Origin of the sequence: Providencia sp. PROV032 (assembly GCF_028484875.1) — a bacterium.
Lineage (GTDB): Bacteria > Pseudomonadota > Gammaproteobacteria > Enterobacterales > Enterobacteriaceae > Providencia > Providencia rettgeri_E.
In genome coordinates this window covers 1-24,174 of sequence record NZ_JAMPSX010000025.1, presented here as the reverse complement: position 1 = coordinate 24,174, position 24,174 = coordinate 1, and the positions used below count along the sequence as shown (strand labels likewise).

General features: G+C 40.1%; 25 protein-coding genes. 13 read left to right on the top strand and 12 right to left on the bottom strand.

The window, feature by feature from the left end:
• The first annotated feature begins 100 nt into the window (after nucleotides 1–100).
• The 7 genes from accD to PSF42_RS15915 all read left to right on the top strand — a co-directional run bounded on the left by accD (nucleotide 101) and on the right by PSF42_RS15915 (nucleotide 6,968).
• The gene (accD, locus tag PSF42_RS15945; protein ID WP_125891325.1) at nucleotides 101–1,072 is read left to right on the top strand and encodes an acetyl-CoA carboxylase, carboxyltransferase subunit beta; all 972 of its coding nucleotides are present in this window, start codon (nucleotides 101–103) and stop codon (nucleotides 1,070–1,072) included.
• On the top strand, nucleotides 1,062–2,351 hold the full coding sequence (gene folC, locus PSF42_RS15940) for a bifunctional tetrahydrofolate synthase/dihydrofolate synthase (RefSeq protein WP_125891324.1): 1,290 nt from the start codon (nucleotides 1,062–1,064) through the stop codon (nucleotides 2,349–2,351). The genes accD and folC overlap by 11 nt, the downstream gene beginning before the upstream one ends.
• Nucleotides 2,352–2,356: 5 nt before the next feature.
• The gene (gene dedD, locus PSF42_RS15935) at nucleotides 2,357–2,998 is read left to right on the top strand and encodes a cell division protein DedD (RefSeq protein ID WP_125891323.1); all 642 of its coding nucleotides are present in this window, start codon (nucleotides 2,357–2,359) and stop codon (nucleotides 2,996–2,998) included.
• Between the two features lie 179 nt (nucleotides 2,999–3,177).
• Complete coding sequence (gene cvpA, locus PSF42_RS15930; RefSeq protein ID WP_004912301.1) at nucleotides 3,178–3,681, top strand: colicin V production protein; 504 nt, start codon at nucleotides 3,178–3,180, stop codon at nucleotides 3,679–3,681.
• A gap of 14 nt (nucleotides 3,682–3,695) precedes the next feature.
• Entirely contained in the window at nucleotides 3,696–5,213 is a 1,518-nt protein-coding gene (gene purF / locus PSF42_RS15925) for an amidophosphoribosyltransferase (protein WP_125891322.1), read from the top strand.
• A 253-nt stretch (nucleotides 5,214–5,466) separates the two neighbouring features.
• Complete coding sequence (locus PSF42_RS15920; RefSeq protein WP_125891321.1) at nucleotides 5,467–6,291, top strand: YwqG family protein; 825 nt, start codon at nucleotides 5,467–5,469, stop codon at nucleotides 6,289–6,291.
• A gap of 104 nt (nucleotides 6,292–6,395) precedes the next feature.
• The gene (locus tag PSF42_RS15915; protein ID WP_125891320.1) at nucleotides 6,396–6,968 is read left to right on the top strand and encodes a UbiX family flavin prenyltransferase; all 573 of its coding nucleotides are present in this window, start codon (nucleotides 6,396–6,398) and stop codon (nucleotides 6,966–6,968) included.
• A gap of 3 nt (nucleotides 6,969–6,971) precedes the next feature.
• Here the strand turns inward: PSF42_RS15915 and PSF42_RS15910 are convergent, their stop codons facing one another.
• The gene (locus tag PSF42_RS15910; protein ID WP_125891319.1) at nucleotides 6,972–7,883 is read right to left on the bottom strand and encodes a TIGR01777 family oxidoreductase; all 912 of its coding nucleotides are present in this window, start codon (nucleotides 7,881–7,883) and stop codon (nucleotides 6,972–6,974) included.
• Between the two features lie 412 nt (nucleotides 7,884–8,295).
• Between PSF42_RS15910 and yfcD the strand changes: the two genes are divergently transcribed.
• The 4 genes from yfcD to PSF42_RS15890 all read left to right on the top strand — a co-directional run bounded on the left by yfcD (nucleotide 8,296) and on the right by PSF42_RS15890 (nucleotide 11,966).
• Entirely contained in the window at nucleotides 8,296–8,838 is a 543-nt protein-coding gene (gene yfcD / locus PSF42_RS15905; protein ID WP_125891318.1) for an NUDIX hydrolase YfcD, read from the top strand.
• Nucleotides 8,839–9,075: 237 nt separating this feature from the next.
• Entirely contained in the window at nucleotides 9,076–10,311 is a 1,236-nt protein-coding gene (locus tag PSF42_RS15900) for a M24 family metallopeptidase (RefSeq protein ID WP_272680351.1), read from the top strand.
• Between the two features lie 18 nt (nucleotides 10,312–10,329).
• Entirely contained in the window at nucleotides 10,330–10,527 is a 198-nt protein-coding gene (locus PSF42_RS15895) for a DUF3311 domain-containing protein (protein WP_125891316.1), read from the top strand.
• Nucleotides 10,524–11,966, top strand: coding sequence for a sodium:solute symporter family protein (locus PSF42_RS15890; protein WP_125891315.1), 1,443 nt, complete (start codon nucleotides 10,524–10,526; stop codon nucleotides 11,964–11,966). Before PSF42_RS15895 ends, PSF42_RS15890 begins: the two co-directional genes overlap by 4 nt.
• Before the next feature lie 48 nt (nucleotides 11,967–12,014).
• Here the strand turns inward: PSF42_RS15890 and PSF42_RS15885 are convergent, their stop codons facing one another.
• The 3 genes from PSF42_RS15885 to ackA form a co-directional block, all read right to left on the bottom strand.
• Entirely contained in the window at nucleotides 12,015–12,665 is a 651-nt protein-coding gene (locus tag PSF42_RS15885) for a DUF3313 domain-containing protein (RefSeq protein WP_125891314.1), read from the bottom strand.
• Nucleotides 12,666–12,861: 196 nt separating this feature from the next.
• A complete protein-coding gene (pta, locus tag PSF42_RS15880) occupies nucleotides 12,862–14,991 on the bottom strand; it encodes a phosphate acetyltransferase (RefSeq protein WP_185746878.1) in 2,130 nt (709 codons plus the stop codon).
• Between the two features lie 87 nt (nucleotides 14,992–15,078).
• Complete coding sequence (gene ackA / locus PSF42_RS15875) at nucleotides 15,079–16,281, bottom strand: acetate kinase (protein WP_125891312.1); 1,203 nt, start codon at nucleotides 16,279–16,281, stop codon at nucleotides 15,079–15,081.
• 596 nt (nucleotides 16,282–16,877) lie between these two features.
• Here ackA and yfbV point away from each other — a divergent pair.
• Together yfbV and PSF42_RS15865 are read left to right on the top strand one after the other, a co-directional pair.
• Nucleotides 16,878–17,333 carry a terminus macrodomain insulation protein YfbV gene (yfbV, locus tag PSF42_RS15870; protein WP_125891311.1) on the top strand — a complete coding sequence of 152 codons (456 nt, stop codon included), beginning with the start codon at nucleotides 16,878–16,880 and terminating at the stop codon, nucleotides 17,331–17,333.
• Between the two features lie 139 nt (nucleotides 17,334–17,472).
• Complete coding sequence (locus tag PSF42_RS15865; protein ID WP_102137636.1) at nucleotides 17,473–17,967, top strand: YfbU family protein; 495 nt, start codon at nucleotides 17,473–17,475, stop codon at nucleotides 17,965–17,967.
• A 201-nt stretch (nucleotides 17,968–18,168) separates the two neighbouring features.
• On the opposite strand, the gene PSF42_RS15860 is transcribed toward PSF42_RS15865, so the two are convergent.
• The 8 genes from PSF42_RS15860 to PSF42_RS15825 all read right to left on the bottom strand — a co-directional run.
• Nucleotides 18,169–18,438, bottom strand: a complete 270-nt coding sequence (locus tag PSF42_RS15860; RefSeq protein WP_125891310.1) for a PAAR domain-containing protein — start codon at nucleotides 18,436–18,438, stop codon at nucleotides 18,169–18,171.
• Entirely contained in the window at nucleotides 18,431–19,342 is a 912-nt protein-coding gene (locus PSF42_RS15855) for a hypothetical protein (RefSeq protein WP_125891309.1), read from the bottom strand. Before PSF42_RS15855 ends, PSF42_RS15860 begins: the two co-directional genes overlap by 8 nt.
• Nucleotides 19,343–19,540: 198 nt before the next feature.
• Nucleotides 19,541–19,891 carry a hypothetical protein gene (locus tag PSF42_RS15850; protein ID WP_125891307.1) on the bottom strand — a complete coding sequence of 117 codons (351 nt, stop codon included), beginning with the start codon at nucleotides 19,889–19,891 and terminating at the stop codon, nucleotides 19,541–19,543.
• 284 nt (nucleotides 19,892–20,175) lie between these two features.
• A complete protein-coding gene (locus PSF42_RS15845) occupies nucleotides 20,176–21,084 on the bottom strand; it encodes a hypothetical protein (RefSeq protein ID WP_272680350.1) in 909 nt (302 codons plus the stop codon).
• A 179-nt stretch (nucleotides 21,085–21,263) separates the two neighbouring features.
• A complete protein-coding gene (locus PSF42_RS15840) occupies nucleotides 21,264–21,524 on the bottom strand; it encodes a PAAR domain-containing protein (protein WP_125891305.1) in 261 nt (86 codons plus the stop codon).
• A gap of 12 nt (nucleotides 21,525–21,536) precedes the next feature.
• Nucleotides 21,537–22,538, bottom strand: coding sequence for a hypothetical protein (locus PSF42_RS15835; protein WP_125891304.1), 1,002 nt, complete (start codon nucleotides 22,536–22,538; stop codon nucleotides 21,537–21,539).
• A gap of 11 nt (nucleotides 22,539–22,549) precedes the next feature.
• Nucleotides 22,550–23,017, bottom strand: coding sequence for a hypothetical protein (locus PSF42_RS15830; protein WP_125891303.1), 468 nt, complete (start codon nucleotides 23,015–23,017; stop codon nucleotides 22,550–22,552).
• A 32-nt stretch (nucleotides 23,018–23,049) separates the two neighbouring features.
• A partial coding sequence (locus PSF42_RS15825; RefSeq protein WP_272680349.1) for a hypothetical protein occupies nucleotides 23,050–24,174 on the bottom strand: 1,125 nt, incomplete at its 5' end.

Genomic DNA, 24,174 nt, shown 5'->3' with positions numbered 1-24,174 from the left:
TTTAACAAGTTTTTATCTACAGTGAGATATCATTGTGGTTTAATGGCAAAAAATTACATACTGGTGATAACCAGAGTGAATCAGACAAAAAGGTCCATTAATGAGCTGGATTGAAAAAATTTTAAAGAAAGGTAACTTGACCCAATCACACAAAGCCAATATCCCAGAAGGGGTTTGGACTAAATGCGATAGCTGTGGGCAAGTATTATATGGTGCTGAATTAGAACGTAATTTATCTGTGTGTCCTAAATGTGACCACCATATGCGAATTCACGCACGTCAGCGCTTAGAAACCTTCCTTGATGAAAACTCAACAACGGAATTAGGCAGTGAGCTTGAGCCAAAAGATATTCTTAAGTTCAAAGATTCAAAAAAATACAAAGACCGTATTGCTGCAGCGCAAAAAGAAACGAGTGAAAAAGATGCGATCATCGTGCTAAAAGGCACATTGAAAGGCATGCCTGTTGTAGCAGCAGCATTTGAATTCGCCTTTATGGGCGGTTCAATGGCCTCTGTTGTCGGTGCGCGTTTTGTACGTGCGGTTGAGCAAGCACTGGAAGATAACTGCCCATTGGTGTGTTTCTCTTCGAGTGGCGGAGCTCGTATGCAAGAAGCCTTGTTATCATTGATGCAGATGGCAAAAACCAGTGCCGCATTAGCAAAAATGCAAGAACGTGGTTTACCTTACATTTCAGTATTGACCGACCCAACCATGGGGGGAGTGTCTGCTAGTTTAGCGATGTTAGGTGATATTAACGTGGCAGAGCCAAAAGCATTAATCGGTTTTGCTGGGCCGCGTGTTATCGAACAAACGGTTCGTGAAAAATTACCACAAGGCTTCCAACGCAGTGAATTCTTACTTGAGAAAGGCGCGATTGATATGATAGTTCGCCGCCCTGAGATGCGTGACCGTTTAGCTGAAATATTGGCGATGTTAACCAATAAACCGAGCTTTAATGAGACACCTATCATTGTAGCGGAAACGGTTGAAATCGATATTGATGCCGTTGATGAACTAGATGCCCAAGAGCCAAAAAAGGATTCTGAAAAGCATAAAAAAGATGATGAGTAATCTAATCATTCCTAACGCCAAGTCTCCTTTGGAGGCTTGGCTTTCTTATCTCACCGACTTACATAGCCAAAATATTGATATGGGGTTGGATCGAGTCGGTCAAGTTGCTAGGAAAATGAACCTAACGCAACCTGCTCCCAAAGTTATCACTGTCACTGGAACCAACGGCAAAGGAACAACGTGCCATACACTAGAGTCCATTTTTATGGCTTCTGGGTTAAAGGTTGGGGTTTACAGTTCACCGCACCTTATTCGTTATACCGAACGCGTTCGTATTCAAGGCCAGGAGCTTCCTGAGTCTGATTTTTGTGAGGCATTTGCCATAATTGAAGCACAACGTGCAGATATTTCGCTGACCTATTTTGAATACGGTACCTTGGCGGCTTTACAATTATTTAAGCAAGCTAAACTCGATATTGTGATTTTAGAAGTCGGTTTAGGCGGTCGGTTAGATGCGACCAATGTCGTTGATGCGGATATTGCGGCGATCACCAGTATTGCCTTAGACCATACAGATTGGCTAGGTGCAGACCGTGAACATATTGGTTATGAAAAAGCCGGTATTTTCCGCAAAGGTCACTATGCAGTGGTCGGTGAGCCGGACATGCCAGCCTCAATTGGCGAAGTGGCTGAGCTGCTTGGTACACAGCTATTTCGCCGAGGTACAGATTGGCAATACAGTGAACAAGCGAATAGTTGGTCATGGAAAAGTTCACAGCGTGAATGGCATAATTTACCGTTACCTAATGTACCTTTAGCGAACGCAGCAACAGCGCTGGGTGTGGTGAGTTGCTTACTGGAAATTGACACTGATATTGCCCAGATAGTGACTGAACCCGCTATTCATCAAGGCTTGAAATCGGCTCAATTACCGGGGCGGTTCCAAATTATCGGTGAAAAACCATTAATGATATTGGATGTCGCTCATAACCCACATGCAGCTGGGTACTTAGTCAGTAAATTAGCTACCTTACCAGAAACTAAAAACCGTCGCATTCGCGCGGTGGTTGGGATGCTAGGCGATAAAGATATCAAAGGGACGCTTGAGTGCTTGTCTCAACAAGTCACCGACTGGTACCTCGCGCCACTCACTGAGTTTAGGGGAGCCGATGTGGCCGAACTTAGTCAATATTTACCGGCGGCTAACCAGTTTGACAGCGTAGAAAAAGCGTGGCAACAAGCTTGCATCGATGCGAACGAGCAAGATGTGATTGTGGTGTGCGGGTCATTTCATACCGTCGCTCACGTCATGATGTTATTGGAAAATCAAGAAGGATAGTGCCGGTGGCTAGTAAATTTCAGAATCGACTTGCTGGCGCCATTGTGCTTGTTGCAGTGGGGGTCATTGTGCTTCCTGCTCTGCTTGATGGCGATAAGAAATACAATGAAAATGAATTTGCGGCCATTCCTATTATCCCTAAACCGGGTGATGAAGAAGATATTGAGGCAATAGCGCCTATTGTGAGTACGACAACCACCGCTTCTTCAGAAGGGGCTTCTGAAGCCATGTTGTCAGAAGCCATTACGCAGCAGCAAAATGAACGGGTTGAAACGCGGCCATCGGCAACAGTCCCTGCACCGAGTGTCGTTGAGCCAGTCAAGCCAGAACCTAAGCCAGAACCTAAAGTTGAACCGAAACCACAACCGAAGCCTGAACCTAAGCCCGAGCCAAAACCTCAGCCGCAGGGCAAAGCATTTGTGGTGCAAGTGATTGCATTGAACAATGCAAGTAAAGTTGAGGAGATAGTCGCTAAACTAAGGTTGTCTGGTTACCAAGTGTATACGGTTCCCGCAAAACCGGTGAATAATAAACTCACACGTATTTACGTAGGGCCAGAAGCCTCAAGGCAGCGCTTAGAAGCAGCTTTACCTGAATTGAACAAGATTACGGGAACAAAAGGAATAATTCAAAGCTATAAACCTTAAAATAGAATTTCAATAATCCCTAAAAGGTAAGGGGATTTAGTAACTTACTGCGGCGATTATGATTTTTTCTTTTCGCCGCTATTTTTTTAAATTTGATAGAAAAATGGTTACGCAAACGTTTTCGTTTTCTGTTAGAATGCACTTCGCTGATGTCGTGAGTGCGAATTTTGGAATAAAATATGGTCTGGATAGATTACACAATTATCGCCATTATTGGCTTCTCGGCACTAGTTAGCTTGATCCGTGGGTTTGTACGAGAGGCGCTCTCATTGGTTACATGGGGCTGTGCTTTTTTTGTTGCGAGTACATTCTACCCTTATTTAGCGGGCTATTTTACTCGCTTTGAGGATGTACTGGTTAGGAATGGCATTGCTATCGCCGCACTGTTTATTGCCACATTAATTGTTGGCGCGGTGGTGAACTATGTGATTAGCTCGTTAGTACAAAAAACCGGGTTATCAGGCACAGATCGGGTTCTGGGGATCTGCTTCGGCGCGTTGCGTGGTGTACTGATTGTTTCGGCATTGCTGTTTTTTCTCGATACATTTACACCATTACCTCAAAGTGAGGATTGGCAACGTTCGGAACTTATTCCGCAGTTCAGTCATATAATCAGGTGGTTTTTTGACTACCTGCAAAATGCGTCAAGTTTCCTACCGGAGAACATTTCTCCGTCTGGCTGATGAGGAAAGACTAAATGTGCGGTATTGTCGGTATCGCCGGTGTTACACCGGTAAACCAATCAATTTATGATGCTCTCACGGTGCTTCAGCATCGTGGGCAAGATGCAGCAGGTATTGCCACAATTGATGGCAAAAATAATATTCGTTTACGTAAAGCGAATGGCCTTGTAAAAGACGTCTTTGAAACCCGACATATGCTCAGACTACAAGGTTGTATGGGGTTGGGCCATGTTCGTTATCCTACAGCAGGCAGTTCGAGTGCATCAGAAGCACAGCCTTTCTATGTAAACTCACCTTTTGGTATTACCCTTGCACATAATGGTAATCTGACAAATGCGCACGAATTAACGCGAAGCTTATTTGAAACCGCTCGCCGCCATGTTAACACTACCTCTGATTCTGAGATACTACTGAACGTATTAGCGCATGAGTTGGATAGGTTTGATCATTTCCCTCTTGAGCCAGACAATGTTTTCAGCGCAGTGTCTGCCATGCATAAAAAAATACGCGGTGCATATGCATGCGTGGCATTAATTATTGGCCATGGCATGTTAGCCTTCCGTGACCCTCATGGAATTCGCCCATTAGTACTAGGGCGCCGCATTACTGAAAGTGGTGAGCACGAATACATGGTCGCTTCAGAAAGTGTTGCACTCGACACTTTGGGCTTCGAATTTTTACGTGATGTGGCTCCGGGTGAGGCGGTATATGTGACAGAAAAAGGGCAATTATTTACACGCCAATGTTCTGATAACCCACAATTAACCCCATGTATTTTTGAGTATGTCTACTTTGCACGCCAAGACTCTTTTATTGATAAAGTGTCGGTATATAACGCAAGATTACGTATGGGACAAAAACTGGGCGCCAAAATTGCCCGTGAATGGGAAGATTTAAATATCGATGTGGTGATCCCTATCCCAGAAACATCGTGTGATATTGCGCTAGAAATCGCACATATTCTTGATAAACCCTACCGCCAAGGTTTTGTGAAAAACCGTTATGTAGGCCGTACATTTATCATGCCGGGTCAGCAAGAACGTCGTAAATCCGTGCGTCGTAAACTTAATGCGAATCGTGCAGAGTTTCGTGATAAAAACGTCTTACTCATCGATGACTCAATTGTGCGCGGAACAACATCTGAGCAAATTGTTGAGCTAGCACGCGAAGCTGGAGCAAAAAATGTTTACTTTGCCTCAGCGGCACCCGAAGTGCGTTTCCCGAACGTATATGGTATTGATATGCCAAATGCTAATGAATTGATTGCACACGGTCGTGAAGTGGATGAAATCCGCAAGCTTATCGGTGCAGATGGCCTAATATTCCAAGATTTAAGTGATTTGGTGGATGCTGTCAAAGAAGAAAACCCGGAAATCACGGAGTTTGAATGCTCAGTATTTGATGGTATTTATGTGACAAAAGATATCGACCAAAGTTATTTAGACTACCTAGAGAATTTACGTAAAGACGATGAGTTAAAGCTCAAAGATCAGAGTGAAGTCGAGGATCTGGAGATTTACAACGAAGGCTAAATTTTCGTCAATTTTCGTCATAGTGTAGGCTACAGCGTTGTTGGCTTTATTCAGCTACCCAAGTCACATACTTTTGTATGCTCCTTGGGATAGCTTCATTCGCCGCCTAGCTGTAACCGAAACTATTTAGAAAATGAGTTATAGTTTTTAACTATGACTTGAAACGAAAGAATAAGTTACAGTTATATCTGATTTAAAATACGTAAAAATCGAGTAGTCTAGAGGGACATTAACTGTCTATTTGGAATGCTATATGGTCGACTTCAATTCCCTTCCTGATGTGATTAAACCTTTCGCAGATAAAATTAAAGCCACTAAAAAACCGTTTGTAAAAATGGCCTTAACCCCCGTTGATAATTATGTGTTATGGGAGAGCCGAGTCGGTGGTATGCCATACTTGCCTTTGAATGAAAAATACCCAACCAATAGTGAAGGAACGCCTTTAAAGTTGTTGGCGCAAATTAATTTTGCACAAATGCCCAAACTTGAAAATTACCCAGAAAAAGGTATTTTGCAGTTTTTTATTGGTGGTGATGATTTATATGGTGCAGATTTCGATGATAGACAAAACCAAGAGGACTTCAGAGTCGTTTATTGGGAGGATATTATTGAAGACCCAAACCAATTAACCCAAGATTTCTCTGAGGTTATTGCGGCACACAACGATGATTATTATACACCGGTAGACTGTCAATGCCGTATTGAATATGCGCTTGCGGAACAGTACATCAGTATCGATGATTTCCAATTTGGTCAGAAAATTTTAGGGGTCGATAACCTCTACGATTATGAAGACCAATTTGAAGGTGAAGATTTTTACGACGAATGGGTTGAACCTTATAGTGATGCATTCGCGTCAGGTGCTCACTGTATTGGCGGTTATCCATTTTTTACCCAAACTGATCCGAGGACGTATGAGGAAGAAATTCAACAATATGAATTACTCCTACAAATAGATAGCGACCATGAAGTTGACATCCTCTGGGGGGATATCGGTGTGGGTAATTTCTTTATTCACCCTGATGATTTGAAAAAACGTGATTTTAGTCGGGTCGTGTATAATTGGGATTGCGGCTGATAGCCAAAAAATTCGTCATACCTAGAGCTACAGCGTCGTTGGTGTCTGCCATTCTAGTGTGATTTGTATATAATACGGTGAGTTATCGTGAATAGGGCAGCGAAATGAAAAAACTGATCATTGGGTTAACCGGGGCAAGTGGGGCTATTTATGGTGTCCGCTTGCTTGAAGTGTTGAAACCTGTCAAAGAGGTAGAAACCCATTTGGTGATGAGTGCGGCTGCCCGCCAAACATTAGCATTAGAAACAGATTACAGTGTCAAACAGGTTCAACAGCTCGCTGACCATAACTATGATAGCCGTGATATCGCAGCTGCAATCTCTTCGGGCTCGTTCCGTACCGCAGGTATGGTGATCATGCCTTGTACCATGAAGACGTTATCAGGCATTGTTCATAGTTATACAGATACATTGGTCACTAGAGCTGCGGACGTAGTGCTGAAAGAAGGTAAAAAATTACTCTTAGGTGTCCGTGAAACGCCATTGCACGTTGGTCATTTGAAACTAATGGTTCAAGCTGCAGAAATGGGAGCCGTGATCATGCCCCCAATGCCTGCGTTTTATCACCAACCTGAAACAATCCAAGATATTATTGACCAAACGGTGAATCGCATTCTTGATCAGTTTGATATCGAACTGGAACAAGACCTATTTCACCGCTGGCAGGGGGCGAAATAATATTTACTGATCAGCCTGTGGAAGAAGCAAGTCAGTAAGCGCTTCTTTTAATTCGATATGTTCAAATTGAAAACCTGCCTCTTCTAATCGTTTGGGGATCGCCTGTTGGCCACCCAAGACCAGTGCTGCAGATTCCCCCATGATGGCTTTAATCACAAAAGCGGGTGTTCGCACAAATGAAGGGCGATTGAGAACATCACCTAATGTGGCAGAAAATAAGTCATTATGAACCGGATAAGGTGAGGTCATATTAAAGGGACCTGAGAGCGTTGGGGTGTCTAATAGAAAACAAATCGCACGCACCATATCGTTGATATGTATCCATGGCATGTATTGTTTCCCGTCACCAATTGGGCCACCCGCACCCATTTTAAAAATGGGGAGAATTTTGGCAAGTAAACCGCCATTCGCTGATAACACTAGGCCAGTACGTAATAAACAAACGCGTGTTTTTTCTGATTGCGCATTAGCGGCTAAAGCTTCCCAATGCTGTGTGAGTTGGTGAGTAAATTCATCGTGGGGCTGTTCGTCTTCTGTGACGACTGATTGGCCTTGGTTGCCATAATACCCAACGGCTGAACCTGATAAAAATACGCTAGGTGGTGTTTCACTGGCCATAATTAATTCACTAAGCTGTTGAGTTAATTTCCAGCGGCTGTCACACAGCAATTTTTTCTGTTCCTCTGTCCAGCGTTTTTCCGCGATGGGTTCGCCAGCAAGGTTAATGACAGCATCAAATTCATTTAAGTGAGTTTGGTCATTGAGAGTCGTCCAGCACTCAACAGCCTTGCAAAAATGGCTATAAACTTTTTGTGGAGAGCGGCTTAATACAGTAACCTGATGCTCTAAAGAGATCAGTTTTTGGATAAGTGGTGTTCCGATTAGCCCGGTGCCGCCTGTTATGAGTATCTTCATCGCCATCCCCGTCATATTTCAAACCGCAGCGTTGTTGCTTACGTTCTGTCACCTTAGTCACATACTTGTGTATGCTCCTAAGGATGCCATCTCTTAGCGCCTAGCTGCAATTTGAACTATTTAGGGGATACCCCTTGTCAATATACTCAAACCGCAGCGTTGTTGCTTAGTTATGATTTAACTATAGCATTTGTGAACACAATTTGTATGATTTGCTTGGAGTACCTTAAAGAAACTGGCTCTCATTAGCATTGTAATAAAGAAGTGCTTTTTTATGATGGCAACCCATCACAAATTCAGCTAGGATCGTTTCTATAGTTGTGGATCAATGCAGATTATAATTGTTTGGCGCACAATAATAATCAGTCTAATGATATAAGCAGTTTTAGCTTAAAAATAAAAGGTTTACAGGATGGAACAACCAACCGAAGTCGTTGAGTGGGTCGATATTGTTGATGAAGACAATACGGTGATTGCTCAGGCAACACGTAGCCAAATGCGAGCAGAAAACCTACGCCATCGTGCAACTTACATCGTTGTCCATGATGGAATGGGAAAAATACTGGTTCAACGACGCACAGATATTAAAGATTTTCACCCCGGTTTCCTTGATGCAACAGCAGGAGGCGTAGTGACAAAAGGTGAAAATATCCTTGATTCTGCAAAGCGCGAAGCGGAAGAAGAGCTGGGTATTGCAGGTGTTCCTTTTGCTGAACATGGCCATTTTTATTTTGAAGATGCGCATTGTCGTGTATGGGGCGGGTTGTTTAGTTGTGTAAGCCATGGCCCATTCGCTTTACAAGAAACTGAAGTGGCTGAGGTCAGTTGGTTGACTCCGAAAGAGATCAGCGCACGTTGTGACGAATTTACGCCAGATTCACTTAAAGCGCTTTCTTTATGGTTAACACGTAATAATGAGTTAGAAAAAACCACCACTTGTGCTGAAAACTCATAACTACTCAGATTTAAATGATTAAAGGGCTAATTTATTTAGTCCTTTTCTTTATTTTCCCTAAAATCAAATCTCTAGCAAAGTTAATTTCAGGCTAATATATAACTATTAGTTATAAATAACTTGCATGTTAAACGATGTATTCATTTCTACACTAGATATAATGTGACAGATCTTAACATTTATCGTTTGCGATATGATGCATTGCGTGATGTAGATAGACGCTTCGAGAGAATAAAAATGACAATTGATAAACAGAATACTTTTTTGAAACAACAACACCTTGAGAACGTAACTCATAAAGCCCGTGAGATTATGGAGCGTGAAGGGATTGAAGCATTAATCGCAACAGTGGGTGATAATTTTTATCACTTAACCGGTTTTGCGAGCTTCTTTATGTATACTTTCAGGCAAACCGGCTCTGCTATCGCAGTTATTTTCCGTGATCCTTCTATTGAATCATTGGTTATTATGAATGAATTTGAAGCGGCGAATTTATCACTTCAAATGCCTAATGCAAAGATTAAAACATTTCCAATTTGGGTGGATGTAGATGACCCTTACAATCCTGAAAATGGCAAAGTAATGAAAGCAAGGCCAATTAATAGCCCAATAGAAACGATTTTTAATATACTGAAAGAGGCGCTGTCAGATGCGGGCGTTTATGGGAAACCAGTTGCGATTGAATTAAACCAAATTACCCATACTGGGAAAGTATGGCTGGATAAGGTTATCCCTGGGCTAAATTTGGTTGACTCTTCACCTCTATTTAATGAATTACGCATGATTAAAAGTGAGTGGGAAATCGCTCACCTCAGAAAGTCTGCACAAATTACAGAAGCCGGTATCGCTGCTGCGAGTAAATTAATTCGAGTTGGCTGTACTTCAGCAGAATTAACTGCAGCTTTTAAAGCGAAAGTGATGGAATTCCCAGAAACGAACTATAGCCGTTTCCATTTAATTTCAGTTGGCAGTGATTTTTCCCCAAAATTGATCCCAGATGACCAACCGGCAAAAGAAGGCGATGTAATTAAATTTGACTGTGGCGTTGATGTGGCTGGCTATGGCGCGGATATTGCACGCACATTTGTGGTTGGTAAATCGGATGAAAAAGTCGCTGCTATTTATCAAACCATTTTAAAAGGCCATCAATATATGTTAAGCCGAGTTGCACCCGGTGTCGCATTAAGTGATGTTTTTAATGAAACCATGGCACTTATTCGTTCCTCGGGATTGCCTTATTATAACCGTGGGCACCTAGGCCATGGTGATGGGGTGTTTGTCGGGTTAGAAGAAGCCCCATTTGTGAGTGCTGCAACGACAGAAGTATTTCGAGCCGGGATGGTTATGAGTTTAGAAACGCCATATTACGGGATTGGTGTGGGCGGTATTATGATTGAAGATATGCTACTCATCACTGAAGCTGGCGTTGAAATGCTAAGTCATCTACCCCGTGAATTGGTTTCTTTAGGGTAATGGAATAAGGAATTTTCTATGAAGTGGTATCATTATTTAGTTATTTTCCCAATTCTAGCATTAACCGTGGGCATTTATTTCGTTAACCAAGTCGAGCCTTTTGTGATGGGCTTGCCATTTTTAATGTTTTGGATTGTCGCATGGGTGATTGTTACAGCTTTGGTGATGTTACTAATCAATGTATTAGATAATAAAAATACTAAGGAAACATCATGAGTTCCGCATTAATTATCATCACTGCATTTTTCTTTTTTAGTATTTATTTAGCTATTCGCGCTAAAAAAGGAAAAACGATGGATCACGAAGGGTGGTCTGTCGGTGGTCGTAGCTACGGGGCTCTGCTGGTTTTTTTACTCAGTGCAGGGGAAATATATACCACTTTTACCTTCCTCGGAGGGAGCGGTTGGGCTTACGGAAAAGGCCCTGCAATCCTATATACCTTAGCAGTCAATGCGTTTATGGGGATCTTTTTATATTGGGTACATCCAAGAGTATGGCGCTTTGCTAAAGATAATGATGTCAGAACGATTTCTGAATTGTTTACCAAGAAATATCAAAGCCCAGGTTTAGGGTTATTAATTAGCTTAATTTCTATTGCTGCGATGGTGCCTTTATTCGTTTTGCAGCTCAAAGGGTTAGGTATTATTGTTTCTCAAGCATCTTATGGCGCAATTCCTGCAGATATTGCCATCTGGATTGGAATTATTGCTGTGACGCTGTTTGTGATGATTTCAGGTATTCATGGTTCTGCTTGGACATCTGCCCTGAAAGATTTAATGATTTTAATTGTGGTGGTGTTTATCGGTATTTATATCCCACTACATTATTACGGTAGTTTTGGGGAGATGTTTAAAGCGATAGATACGGCGATGCCAAGCTTTTTAACTTTCTCCGAAACAGGGTTAAATATTCCTTGGTATATTTCCACAATATTCTTATCTGTGGTTGCCTATTTCTGTTGGCCACATTATATGGCCGCAGTGTTTACTGCAAAGGATGAAAAATCACTGAAACGTAATAGTATTCTGATCCCAGCTTATAGCTTGATTATGCTATTTGCTTTTTTTGTCGGTTATGCGTCTATATTGCAAATTCCGCATCTTGAAGGGGCCGCGGTGGATTTATCGCTGTTTGAGATATCTAAAAGCACCTTCTCACCGATTGTGGTCGGTTTTATCGGTGCAGCAGGGATGTTAACAGCATTAGTCCCAGGGTCGATGTTGTTGCTAACCACCTCCAATATGTTAGCCGGCGTTGTGCAAAAAGCGATGGGTGTAAGTGAAGAAAAACGCCAGTCCGGTGTTTATGCGCGTTTTATGGTGCCAGTTGTTGCGTTAGTCAGCTTGTATTTTATTTTCCACAGTAACGATACTCTCGTAGCGATTATGTTACTCGGGGTAAATATTGTCGCACAGTTTTTCCCTGCGTTGTTGATGAGCTTTAAACAACAAAATCCAATGACACCAGCAGGGGCGATTTGTGGGATTTCTGCGGGGGTTTTATTCCTTGCGGTAACTTATATCGAGAAAATTTCGTTAGCACAACTGTTCCCTTGGTTGGGGGAAAGTTTAAGTTTCATGAATATCGGTATTGCGGCATTTATTCTGAATATTATTGTTGCAGTGGTAGTTTCATTATTTACGCGTAAAAGATAGTCTATTAAATTACGGATGGTAATTTTATTTACCATCCGTAATGGCATATTATGCGTTTGGAACAACTTCATCCGCGATAATATCAACAGCGTCCTTTAAATCTTCTAAGGTAATCACCTGCTCTGTATTGCTTAATTGGTTCCCACTGTTTTTCCTAATGGCTTCATACAAAGGTAATTCAGTTTGTGAGTCAGTGACTTTCCATTCGAAATAAATATTCGTGTCAGCATCTCGGCTTCCTACCGCAAGTTGGGTTCCAGCTATCACTAACATGACAGGTAAAACTTCATAGGGTTTGAGTTCTTCGGCAGTTGCGTTAACAGAGGTAATGACACCTGAAAATTGTAATGTATTAGGCCCTGGTGTTTGAGTTAATTCAAAGTGCTTTTCTAGCTCTTTTTTGACCTGTTGATTCGTGTAATTAAGTAGAACCGTTGCGAATTTTTCATTTATTTTATTATGTTCATTAAGTGGTTTAAATTTTATTGGGGTAAAAATAAGTTTATTCTTTTGGGTTATATTTAGTTGGTCTGAACGCCATGCTTTGATTATATTGCCAGACGGCGTTTTGACTTCAGATAAACGCTCATAGTTACTCAAAAAATTTGATTGTTCTGATGAAGACGGAAGGCGACTGGAGCAAGACGCTAGGAATAAAGTCCCGATTATGATTATAAGATTTTTAGTTAGGTGATTCATATTATTACCATCGCTATCATGTGACACAAAAAATTTGTGCGAATGCTATCATCGGTAAATTTGATATAGTTAATAAAAAATGCGACTAATAAACTTGATGATAGTTTTAATGGTAATTAATTTGTTTATTTGTGCTATTGATTTCAAATATAAAAAAAGCGCTCTATTGAGCGCTTTTTAGCATAAAGAGATAAATTTATGCGTTTTCGTTTTGTACTGCTTGGATTGCGGTTAATGCAACCGTATAAACGATATCATCAACTAATGCACCACGAGACAAGTCATTGACAGGCTTACGCATACCTTGCAGCATTGGACCAATAGATACCAAGTCAGCAGAACGTTGTACTGCTTTATAAGTGGTATTACCGGTATTCAAGTCAGGGAAGATAAATACGGTCGCTTTACCTGCAACTGGCGAGTTAGGCGCTTTAGATTTAGCAACGTCAGCCATCACTGCCGCATCATATTGTAATGGGCCATCGATGATTAAGTCTGGGCGTTTTTCTTTCGCTAAACGTGTTGCTTCACGCACTTTTTCAACGTCACTACCGGCACCTGAATCACCAGTAGAATAAGAGATCATCGCAACGCGTGGGTCAATACCGAACGCTTTTGCAGAATCAGCAGATTGGATAGCGATTTCTGATAGTTGCTCTGCAGTTGGGTCTGGGTTGATAGCGCAGTCACCATAAACAAACACTTGTTCAGGCAATAGCATAAAGAAGACGGAAGAAACTAATGAGCTGCCCGGTGCTGTTTTAATTAATTGCAGCGGTGGACGAATAGTATTTGCAGTCGTATGAACAGCACCAGAAACTAAGCCATCAACTTCGCCTTTTTCTAGCATTAATGTACCTAATACGACGTTATCTTCTAATTGCTCTCGAGCAACAACTTCGGTCATTCCTTTGTTCTTGCGTAATTCAACGAGGCGAGCAACGTACTCTTCGCGTACTTTAACTGGGTCGACAATTTCAATGCCCGTACCGAGCTCAATACCTTGTGCTGCCGCAACGCGACGAATATCTTCTGGGTTACCTAACAGTACACAAGTTGCGATGCCGCGTTCTGCACAGATAGATGCAGCTTTAACGGTGCGTGGCTCGTCGCCTTCAGGAAGAACGATACGTTTGCCAGCTTTACGTGCTAATTCAGTTAACTGATAACGGAAAGCAGGTGGTGATAGGCGGTTAGGGCGCTCAGAGTCTGCAACCAGTGATTCGATCCAATCGCTACTAATATGACGGGCCACGTAGTTTTGGATTTTTTCAATACGTTCATGGTCATCAGCAGGAACTTCTAAGCTAAAGCTTTGCAGATTCAGTGATGTTTGCCATGTATTGCTTTTCACCATAAACACAGGTAGGCCTGTTTCGAATGCTTGTTCACACAGTTGGCGAATAGGCGGGTCAATGTTGTAGCCACCTGTTAGTAGAACCGCACCGATTTCAACACCATTCATTGCTGCTAGTGATGCAGAAACTAACACATCAGGGCGATCTGCGGAGGTCACTAATAATGAGCCAGGGCGGAAGTGCTCAAGCATGTGCGGGATACTACGTGCGCAGAAGGTAACAGATTTAACACGGCGAGTTTTAATTTCACCTTCGTTAATAACTTCCGCACCTAAGTGTTTTGCCATGTCAATTGCACGAGTGGCAATTAAATCAAAGTTCCACGGAATGGATGCAAGAACAGGCAGATTTAGTGCAGAAAGTTGCTTAGTATCGAGGTTAGCCACCGTCGCTTTCGTTGAATCATCAAAGATTTCAGACAGGTCAGGGCGAGTACGACCTTGCTCATCAACAGGTGCATTCACCTTGTTGATAATAACACCAATAATATTTTTATTACGTTGGCCACCAAACTCATTGCGTACTAACTCTAAACGCTCTTGCATTTGCGTGATTGAGCTGTTGCCTGGTGCAGTGACGAAAACAATTTCTGCGCCTAATGTTTTAGCAATTTCATAGTTTAATGATTGAGCAAATGAATGTTTACGCGTTGGCACTAAACCTTCAATTAAAATTACTTCCGCATTTTTTGTGTGGTCATGATAGCGAGCGACAATTTCTTCCATTAACACATCTTTTTTGGAAGAGGTCAGTAGCGATTCAACGTATTCCATTGTTAGGGGCTCAACAATGGTGGTAATACTTGAATGAGAGCGCAGGACTTCAGTGGTTTGGTCTTTATTGCCAGAGACGCGTGGCTGTGCGATAGGTTTGAAAACGCTTAATTGAACACCTTTTTGTTCCATTGAGCGAACGACACCTAGGCTAACGCTAGTTAAGCCAACGCTGGTGCCAGTAGGTATTAACATAATTGTACGGGACACGGGAACCTCTTTATTTCGGTTACTCTAATGACAAAACGATACCGCCAGCAGGTTGCTGGCGGTAGAAGTTGCTTATGCGGTTAAACGCGCAGTATCTTGGGCGATAACCAACTCTTCATTGGTTGCGATAACCAGAGCAGGGCGGCTGTTATCGGTGGTGATTAAACCTTCTTTACCGAAGCGTGCTGCCAAGTTACGTTCATGGTCATATTCGAAACCAAGGATAGCCAGTTTCTTCAAAGTAATTTCACGAACTTGCGCTGAGTTTTCACCAATACCACCTGTGAAGATGATAGCGTCAAGACGGCCTTCCATCAGTGCGCTGTATGCACCAACGTATTTTGCTAAACGGTGGCAGAAAACATCCATTGCGCGAGTGGCATCTTCTTTAGTGCCGTAGTTGTCTTCAACGTAGCGGCAGTCGCTAGTTACGCCAGTTAAACCTAATAAACCAGACTCTTTGGTTAGCATTTTGTTGATTTGATCAACGCTCATGCCTAAAGAATCATGTAAATGGAAAATAATTGCAGGGTCGATATCACCACTACGAGTTCCCATTACCAGACCTTCTAATGGCGTTAAGCCCATTGACGTATCTACACATTTACCATTAACAATAGCAGTAACAGAACCACCGTTGCCTAAGTGACAAGTGATAACGTTGAGGTCATCAACCGACTTGTTGAGCTTTTTCGCAGCTTCACGGGAAACATAGTAATGGCTTGTACCGTGCGCACCATAACGGCGGATACTATGCTCTGAATATAATTCGTATGGCAATGCATACAGATAAGCTTCCTGCGGCATGGTCTGATGGAATGCGGTATCAAAGACAGCGACATTTTTGTTGATCAGATGCGGGAAGGATTTTCTTGCTTCTTCAATACCGATGAGATGAGCAGGGTTATGCAATGGCGCGAATGGAATAGCCGCTTCGATGCCTTCAATCACATCATCTGTGATTAATACAGAAGAGGTAAATTTCTCACCACCATGAACAATACGGTGACCGATGGAGGTGATTTGCTCTGATAGCTCAGGTTTTTCAGCAAGAATAGTGTTAACAATGAAATCCAATGCTTCGCTATGCGCTGCACCAGCACCTAAAGGCGCTTCTTTCTTAGCACCATCCATTTTCCACTTAATACGGGCTTCCGGGAGGTTAAAGCACTCAGCTAATCCAGATAAAAATTCATCGCCATTAGTTGGGTCGATGATGGCGAATTTCAGTGAGGAGCTACCGCAGTTTAGAACCAGTACCAGCTTACTTGACATGGAAATACCTATCGTTAATTGTTGTTGTGAAGCCTTTTAAACAACATGAAAAGACTCAGATTAAAAATATACAGCTAAAGCCTAGCGTATTTATGACCTGAAACATCATGATTGATATCATGTTAAAGGCGAAAAAGTTAAAGATCGTGAGATCCCTATGGAGTTGATAAAACAGACGCTATTTTTTTCAGCAAAAGCCTATAAAAGTAAACCTTTGCACCTAGTGTTGAAATAACGACCAATAACCCCAATATATATAACTGTTGTCTATCTTCTGTTTTGAAGATGGATAAAGCTAAAAAGTAACAAATGCAACAGCAATTCTAAATGCGGTAGATTCTACTAAAATTATTTTATATTTTATACGTTTTTTTTAAAAATAGGCGCTTTGATTGATTAAAATCATAAGTGACGTATAAAGTGGTATTATAGCACAGGGTTACATTGCTATTAGAATAGCTGATATTGAGTAAAGTGACTTAACTTAAGGTAAATGTAATGAAATAATTTCGTTATCTTAAATGTGCTATCATTTTACTATCGTGCAATCTATAAATTATTGCCTCAGTTTTTAAGAAGTCGATAGGAAACGTTTCATGAGTACATTGCAAAGTACACCGCCCGGTTTTTTTAAACGCTTTAGATTAGGTAACCACTATCTGAAGACTTTTCCTATGGAGAAAAAACTGTCGCCAATCTTCCCCGAAATTCGCATTAACAAGGCGGTTCGCTTTGGTATTCGTTTTATGCCGCCCATTGCAATTTTCACATTAGCATGGCAAATCGCGTTAGGTGGGCAACTTGGTCCCGCCATTGCTACGGCACTGTTTGCCTGTAGCTTGCCAATGCAAGGTTTATGGTGGTTAGGAAAACGTGCGGCGACGCCTCTGCCATCGAGCTTGTTGAGCTGGTTTCACGAGATCCGTGATAAATTTACCGAAGCGGGTATTGTCATGGCACCGGTTGAACAGCAACCTGATTATATGGCGTTAGCTGATTTGCTAAAACGTGCGTTTAAGCAGTTGGACCGTTCCTTTTTGGAAGATATCTAAGGAATGATTTCCATTAAAAGGTAGATTTAACAATAAGTAATGCAAAAAACGTGTTTAGATCAATAAAAGCGATGTTTTCACTGTCTATGATTGATGTTGAATGCGAAGATAAGCCATACTTTTTAGTGGGAGAACCCTGATGGAAATGACTAACGCACAACGCTTGATCTTATCTAATCAATATAAAATGATGACCATGCTTGACCCCGATAATGCAGAACGTTATCGCCGCTTACAAACCATTATTGAACGTGGTTTCGGTTTACAAATGCGTGAGTTAGACAGAGACTTTGGTCATTTAAGTGAAGACACCTGCCGTACTGTTATTGATATCATGGAAATGTACCATGCGCTGCAAGTCTCTTATAGCAACATGGCTAACAAAGAAGACATTGATGGCCGCCGTGTGCAATTTTTGGGCTTTGATGCCGCAACAGAAGCGCGTTATCTGAGCTATGTCCGTTTTATGGTCAACACAGAAGGGCGTTATACCCACTTTGACAGCGGAACGCATGGGTTTAACTCACAAACACCAATGTGGGAAAAATATAATCGTATGTTAGCGATTTGGCATGCATGTCCAAGGCAGTATCATTTATCAGCAGTAGAGATATCTCAAATCTTCAACGCTTAGTACTCGTCATTCTTCGCGCTGTAGTGTTGTTGACTACATTCGGCGACGCGGGACACATACATTTGTATGTTCCCCGAGATATCTTCTCTAGTCGCCTAGCTACAGCGTGAATATTTAGAGCATATTTGCTTGTCATTAGTAAAGCAGCAACACGTGATACTGATATGCGAGCTATATGAGCAAGTTAAAACACATTAACATTTAGCCTACAGCAACAAGTACACAGCCCCCAGAACATCCACAAGCGACTTTGTGACCTTCTAGCGCAACAGGGATACCATTAATTTTCATTAAGCTATTGCCTTCAACGATAGTCCCTGTTTTTTTACATGAAGGACAATAAACAGAGTCGCCCACACAGGCGACACCTTGGGTTTGCTTGGCGAGAGAAGAAGCTGTCAGTACCGTACCACCAGTATTCGTCGTATCATTTTTTAAGATAATTTTTCTGCCGTTCACAAGACTACGCATTGCGTTTTTTCTCCTGATCAAGCTTTGCTAAAATCTGTTCGACCTGTTGCTCAAAATCAGCAGGAAGCGGGTTTTTACCAAAAAACAAAAAGGGTTTACGGGCTTGGTAATCGACAGGCGAAACGGCATCTCGCCCCTCTTGCATATAAGCATTGAGAAACGTGATAAAACGATGGTCTTCACTGTCGGTGCTGGTCAGGAAACTGGAGTAATGTGAGACATTCGGGCGGTAGAGGATCGTTTTCAATTGCCCTGTTTTTTCATCGATGCCATACAGTTTAATCGCCAGCATTTTACCTGCATAGCCGAATTGTGCATCTTCATAGCGTGTTAAACGTACTTTCCCCATCCCATAGCTATACAGTATTCCTCTTTGCCTATCCGCAATAAGGTAAACCGGAGGAGTGAAGAAAGAGAGATAACCCAATAGCCACAAAAAACCGGGGAAAAAAATTAGCCAGCCGATAATCATCAATACCTTAAGATCATCATTTCTATAAATTTTATCAGTATAGTAATCGATTAGATATGTTCCGATACTTATTTCCTTAACTTTCATATATGGTAAATAGTTTGATAACCCTGCTGGTAAGTTATCGACACCATATTTTTTATTGAAATAGTTAGAATTATCTTGAAGGGTAAAATAATTCGATTTATGGTTTTCAATAAAACCAAACAGTGTGTAAAAGGCCATTACTAAAAGCACGATAAAAAATGGGATCGTATTAGTGAGCTGGCTATTACGTTGTGGAGAGTTGATCACACAACGCTGTTGATTGACCGCATCTAAAAATACCAGTTTTTGAGGCTCCAACGGATCATCGTAGTGATGACTTTGTGCAATTAATGGTGTGGTTTCTAATTGCTCTGGGTGCTTTGTTGCCGTATATAAACTCGTCATTCGGTGCCTTCCTCATCAATACAGCCATAAAGTTTATCATTAGGATCACCGTTTCGGTAACGCAATGGCGCAATCTACGCTTTTCCTTTAGTTGCATCCATTGTCGCTTTTTTATACTACTTACCTTTTCATGAACAATTTGCTCTAACCTAGGTTTAGATTAGACATATTCACGTTCGACGCTTTGATTAACAAGTATTACAAAAATGCTAAAAGCTCCAAAAAGATAGAAGGTACTACAGCCCAATTATATTCAGGCGTATTCGTTTTTTGTCTACCGATTAAAACCCAATCAATTTTCCCATGATAAGACTCAACAGCAGCTTTTAAGATAGCAATAAAATCTTGATGGTTGCGTTCATCTACAGGACGAAAGTTTGTTGAAGGAGTTCGATTTATAGTATCAACAATATAACGTTCTCCATCGATAAAATTGCTTGGGTCAACATATTTTTCTTTAAATCGTCTACTGCAATGTATCCATTCTAAATCTATGTATTTTTTTATAACCAGTAATAACTCATCACCTTGATTATTTTCAATTGTCATTATTTTAATCCTGTAGGCTTGTTAGTAATCGTTAGCTTTCCATCATTAATACCTTTTATGTATTTCTCCCAATCTCTGTTCTGCGCAACAAAATTAGGACACTTTTCTGAAACCTGCATCTTAAAGTTAATTGGGTATAAGAGCCTTGAGTGAATAGTAACTATATCTACTCCACATTTTGAATGTCCTTATCGCGGCAAAAGGTTTACTCCTTTATGCCGCAAAAAGTGGCACTACTAAATTGGATCTACAACTATTTGTATTAATAAATTATCTTACGGGTTTTATTTAACAACCGTTACTTTACCATCGATTATAGATAAATAAGGGGTGAGTGAAAAAACCCTGTCATCATTCTCAATTGTTAATGGAGAAATTCTATCATACCCTGTTTCAAATCTAAAAATGCGCCCATTCATATATGAATTAAGCTCATAATCTTCCCAATCAATAGGAATTGCTTTGTAACCATCATTAAAAAAACGTTTAAATGGCATAGATTCCCACATTTTTTGTGGTGTACTACCTTGTTCTATTGCTAATGAATGCCACATTCCTTCTGTTTTTTGGTATATGGTATTCAAATTTTGATTTTTAAAATCATTTTGCAATGAGACATAAAACTCTTTTATGGCAGGGATGTCTTTTTCCGTCATAGGTGTTGCTGTTGTCCATGCCCAATTAGGCAAATTACTGGCATGAAAAGATTGAGAAACTTCGATCATACCTTTTTCTTTGCCATCCGACCTTGGACTATTGCCAAAATAAGATATTTCCCTTGGGTTAAAATGTGGGTCAACCGAAACTTTACCGTCTTCGACTATAAGTTTAACTCCTGAAACTGGATGTTTTCCGTTTACTTCGGTCACAATTGCTGAGCACCACATATTACTAGTTACTTTATGGTCACCTTTTAATGAATCATTTAGCATAGTAATGCTGAGTTTATTATCTCCATTTTGAAGATAGGAACTTATGGTTTTTCCTATAGTAAAATTACCCTCAATTGAATCTACATTATCCATAACCAACATGTCGTTAATTTTTATAAAACACAAAGCATCATTAGTATTAAAGCTAACGATATAGTTTGTTTTCATTTTTTCTTCTGAATTTGAATTACTCATAACGCCCACCATTCCAAACAACAAAAATACAATTTTAACCCAATGTAAAACGCCAGTCTGATTCATCTTTATTCAAAGCCTCATAAATTATCCATTCTTGATAGACACCTGGTTTTATAGAGGTTGGAAGATCTTTATTATTTTTGTTTTTATCTTTATCTTTTCCAACTCCGTATTTAGCATAAACTTTTGCTTTAATGCCTTCGTGATAAATAACAACCGTTAAATCGTCCCCCTTTTCTTTGTCAAATGCGATATTTACCCATTAATACGCCACCGCGACTTACTGTATCACCGGTTCTGGCCGCAGGTTTGCCATCAATAAATACACTACTTGAACCGCCAACGATAGTTCTTGAATGCCCACCGTGAGGCGCTAACGCATCTCCTTGCCGAGCAACCGCTTTGCCATCGACTTTTACTGTTGGTGAACCTGTAATCACTTGGGTTGGGCCATGTTTACCATGGCCTGTATCGGAATCACCAATAAGAATGATTTTTGGCATAATAGTACCCGACTATATGACTGGAATGAATTTTCCATTAACAAATGAAAAGATAGGAGAAAAGCTATATAATAATTTTTTACCCTTATTATTTAAATAAATCATAGTTATTGGTGAGTATGAAAAATCTTCTTTATATACCATCTTTACCATTTTCCGATCATTCATTACAACAGGTATAAAGTTATCCCAGGTAATTTCTATCATTTTTGATGATTGGTCTCGTACCCTTTCAGTTATACTATAAGATTCAAATATTTTTTCTTCTGTAAAATTTGATGATAAAGCCCAAGCTTCATTTGCATGATAATTTAACTTGCGAATTTTAGAAATATCTTTTTCATTAAAAGCATCCCACAATTCTTGATATGCAAGCTTTAATTCTGGTAATTTACTTTCATCAAAATCATCTGAATTAACCCATATCCAGTCTGGTATGTTATTAAGTTCTATATTCTTTTTAAATTTAGTTAATTTAACATTTTTAGGATACTCAAAATCGCCAATAACATTTCTTATTTTGTTAAATAATACTTCCTTTGTATTCTTAGACAAAGAAAAAATCACCTCAACACTAGTATCAACTTTATTATTAACGTATGCCTGAGGAACACCATCCTTGCCTATTAATATATTTATATCTGTAATTTTATGGTTCTCATTGGTTATACTATTAGTCTGATATATATTAATATTACAAAATGCATTTTTATTAAACAAATGAGAGTTATTATGTGTTTTATTGGGTTCAAACCATGATAATGGTGCTACTTCAACCTCGATTATATTCATACCATTTTTGGCCAAAATTTGGACATTAGTATTTGTAGATACTATTCCTTTATCAACAAAAGTTTGCCTTCTATTATCAAAGCTCGATACTCCATTCACCTTAAAATCACAAAACATATAAGCGACATCAATGCTCGCTCTAACTGTATAATTATTACCCTGCGCATGAACCATGTTAGCTCCTCCTAAAATAAATAAAATAAATAAAATAATATTTTTCATGTTTACACTCCCTAGTATTTAAGCTTAAATCCTGGATTTGCGCCAGGAGGAATAGCAGATCTAATATGCTGACGTTCTCTCTTAGGAACTTGTTTTATTGCACCAATTAAATTAAATCTTAAATCAGAATCTTCTAACTTGAGTGGATCTGCAATTTCATATAATTCATAATCCGTTGGTCTAGATGAATAATTTAATTCATCAGGTGACTGTTCATCTGTTTCCTTTTTTATATCAGCTGACAACCCTAACCCTAGAACAATACCATCATGGCAAACAACTAAGTCAATTCCATTTTTATGAGATTCAAGCTCAATTGATGCAGCTGTTTTTAATTCTAATTCAAAATTAAAAGATGCTGTCATGAAAAATACATTCGCTTCTGCATGGGCTTTGATGCCGCCACTAATTGTAATTTTAAAATTATTATCTCCATCAATACAAAAATCAGTACTATTACTACCTGATAATTGAGCCATTCCAATGAAACAATTAATTTCACAGGATAAAACTAGGTCAATATTAAATTCAGCGCTAACGGCTTGGCCTTCTCTTTTTTCAACGCATCTTGCAAAGTGTTCACTAACTTTTTGGTCAAAACACCACCATAGCTTGCGGCAATTTGCAATACATCTATTTTAATCTCGCCCCCAAAAAAAGGGGATCCCTGTAAGGCGATCACAAGTTTTGCATCATTTTGTTTAGCTACATTATCAATATAAAAAGTTAGGCCAAGCTTTAAGGGCAAAAACGAGAAATCAAATATAGGATATTCACTACTTTTCTCTGGAATACGCTTATCTGAAACACAAAGAAATTTGTCTTGAAAATCATTAAAAATATCAGCGATTTTGGCTAAACCACTCAAACTATCGAGCAACGTTTTTTTCTCATTGGACACGCCATACGGTGTAGATGTATATTCATTTCCTGCAATATCACAATATAATTCAATATTAAAGGATGTTGATTCCGACTTAAAGAATGGAACTGTCCTTAACGTCCAACCTTTTCGGTATCGATTGAAATCTTCAGGTAATGTATTTTGTCCCGGCCTTCCTTTCATTCTTTCATTAACCAAATTTCCTGCTTGCTCTTTTCTTCTTTCATTATCCGATCTCTTACCAGCACTAAACGCGTATTCTAGTTCAAGTGAGAAACCAATCTTAACTGATGGCTTAACATCAAACATCCAAGTGGGTGTATCACCATTACAGTTCATAGCTTGAATTTTATACTGTTGTGATTTAAACGCACCAAATGAGCCTAAAGCACCTAAGAACATATCCATCAGCTTACTGGCGTTAAAGAAGCTTGTATTCTGATATTCGTCATAAGTAACGTGAAATGACGTTGGTGAATTAATGCTTATTGATTTTTGTGTTCGGTTTGATGAAATAAAAGCTGTATGGATATTTTTTTCATGTAATTTACCATTAAGCATAATTTCAACATCAACATCAACATCAACATCAACATCAACACCATCACCTTCATCAATTATTGTCTCGCCATAAAAAGGTAGTGGTTCACCTCGCCAGTGCAATAATACGTCTCCATTGATATCGACATCTTTACTCACTTTTGTCATTTTTAATTGTTGATAGCAAGGCTCTGGTATCCCACAATCAAGTAC